A 2,515-nucleotide genomic window follows, 5' to 3' on the forward strand; every position below is an offset into this window, starting at 1 on the left:
CGGTGCTGGTTCGCAGCCGGGAGAGCCGCCGCCGCAGGGGCGAAGTCGGCCTCGGATGGTGATGGACATAGCCGGGTTCAAACAACCGCAGGCACTCGCGGGCGATGTTCTGGGCCGACGTGCCGCCGTTCTGCAAGGGCAAGAGGGCTTGCAGCAGCTCGGGCGGGAGATCGGAATGGATTTCCTTGCCCAGCGCCGCCGCCACATAGACCACGGACGAATAGCGCGTCACCAGCGCCTCGCAGTTGGCGATCATGTGGTCGGTGTGGCCGTCGGCGAAATGAATGGCCTCGGGCGCGTAGCGTTCCACCTCGCGGCCCGCCCGGTGCGGGTTCTCGTTGGGGTGGAACTTGAAGATGAGAGGGCGGCCGGCGGCGACGCGCCGGGCCTTCTCGATGAACTTGCGGCGGTTCTCGTACTTGAAGGTTTCCCGCATGTCGGAGGTGGCGACCAGCACGTAATCCCGGTGCGGGAAGTCGTTGTCCCGGAAGGCGTCGCAGTGGTCGAAATTGGGGATGCCGGTCACCCGGACCTTCTCCGGCCTGACGCCCTTGCCGACGAACAGGTCTTTGTAGCCGTGGGAGGCCACGCAGAAAATGTCGTACATATCGGACAGCCCGGTGGTGGAGGTCTGGGCCAGCCAGCGCGGCAGGCGCAGGGTCTTGACGAGGTGGAAGGCGAAATTCTCGGGGTCGGTCATGCCCTCCTGCACCAGGACCAGCTTGCTGCCCCGGATGCGGCGCGGCACGATGAGGTCGCTGCACGTCACCACTAGGTCATAGCGCCGCGCCTTGCCCTCGATGTCCAGGGCCACGCCCTGCTCGTGCAGATAGCGCATGGTCTTCGCCAGGAAGCGCCCGCCCATCACGGTGAAATCCAAGGCACCGGAACGTTGCACCAGTTTGCCCAGGCCGTCGCAGAAATACGGCGTGAAGTATTTATCGAATTGCGGCAGATGCTTGGATATTTGGTGCATCATCTTGGTTTGATTCAAAGAGCCGCAAACGAATAATGCCTTCATGGGTTTCTCGCTGTTGTAAGTGCCGGAAGTAGAGCGGTTTTGATTCGAGTATCCGGTTTAACCCCCCCAACCCCCCTTATCAGGGGGGCTTTTCTCCCTCCCCTGATAAGGGGGATTGGGGATGAATTTAAAAGAGCCTGTACACCCAAAGTGAAAATATTCTAGCCCTTGGAATAACGTCCAAACTAATTACGGACTCCAGACCGGATTAATTTATATGGCAATAAAGCCGGTATTTGGGAATGAGCAAACATCCGCCACAAGCTTTATGCAATCTCAAACCACACCATAAATCTTCTCCGCCCATTCCTGTCTCCCAACGCCCGCTATCAGGGCATCGACAAAATCCTCGGCCCGCCGCTTTTCATCCTTCGTCAACACCGGATAAATCCGGCCATAAATGCGATTGAACTCCCTGATATGTTGCAGTGTATAGGGCGGCTCAATACTCATGAAATAACGGCGCAATTCGTCGAATCTATCGGAATACAAAAAGCTGACACTGGCGGCTGTCTGCATGACACGCTTCCTTTTTTTCTACGCCGAAGATAGGAACGCAGGCTGTGGGCCGCGTAGGCTGAGCCTAAAGATAGCGGCCCGATGCGTAAGTTAAATGACGAAAGGATTGCGGTTTGATGGCAGGCCACCGAATGGGGATTCCGGGCGTTTATCCTGACCATTGATGGGCGGGCTATTCCAAACCCCTCCCCGGCCTCCCCTTATCAGGGGAGGAGAAAGAGGGAGAGGGAGCAAAAAACCCCCTGATAAGGGGTGCAGGGGGGTTTAACCGGATACTCGAATGAAAACAGCCCTAATTTCACGAATTAGAAGCATCCATGGGATAGGCTGGCCGGTCACTTCCTCGAAAACATGCTGGAGTTACATAGATGACACCCTATGAAGATTCATCCCCCGAGTATCGCCCCCTGGATTTGATATTCCGTGAGCATTTGGAAAACACCCTCGAATGCGGCCAAGTCATGGGTCAATTGTTTTCAAATCTGCACGCGCCGGACGAGCTTATCGCCCAGATAAAGCATCTGGAAGAAAAAGGCGACCAACTGACCTTGGAAGCCCATAACATTCTGGATTCCCTGCCCTATTCCGAAATCATCCAAATGACCCAGCAATTGGTCCACCATTTGGACGATATTGTGGACGGCATGAATAACGTGGCCCGCATCGTCGATATATTCACCCCGACGGAAGCTCAGGAGGCCGCCCATCAGTTGCTCGCCACGGTGCTGGCGATGGTGGAGGAATTGGGGAAGGAAATCGGGAAATATCCCGCCAATGAATTGGCCGACGTGCGGGACTGCCGGGCCGCGCTCAAGCGCTGGGAGGAACAGGCGGATGGCACTTATCATCAATGGCGGAAGGCCCAGCGGCATCATGGGACGCTGTCCATCATCGCCGAGCAGGATTGGACGGAAATCCTAGGAATCCTCGAACAGACCACGGACGCCTGTTACCACGCCGTGCTGGTTCTGGAGA

Annotated in this window: 3 protein-coding genes; 1 reads left to right on the forward strand and 2 read right to left on the reverse strand. The window is 56.8% G+C overall.

Annotated elements, in window-relative coordinates; all coding sequences use genetic code 11:
• Together ACXWUF_RS21830 and ACXWUF_RS21835 are read right to left on the reverse strand one after the other, a co-directional pair.
• Positions 1-1,021 (reverse strand): hypothetical protein (locus ACXWUF_RS21830; protein WP_458503415.1); only part of this gene is annotated, 1,021 nt, incomplete at its 3' end.
• A 276-nt stretch (positions 1,022-1,297) separates the two neighbouring features.
• Positions 1,298-1,540, reverse strand: coding sequence for a hypothetical protein (locus ACXWUF_RS21835; RefSeq protein ID WP_458503416.1), 243 nt, complete (start codon positions 1,538-1,540; stop codon positions 1,298-1,300).
• A gap of 368 nt (positions 1,541-1,908) precedes the next feature.
• Between ACXWUF_RS21835 and ACXWUF_RS21840 the strand changes: the two genes are divergently transcribed.
• Positions 1,909-2,515 (forward strand): DUF47 domain-containing protein (locus tag ACXWUF_RS21840; RefSeq protein WP_458503417.1); only part of this gene is annotated, 607 nt, incomplete at its 3' end.

The sequence above is a fragment of the Methylomagnum sp. genome (assembly GCF_054333355.1).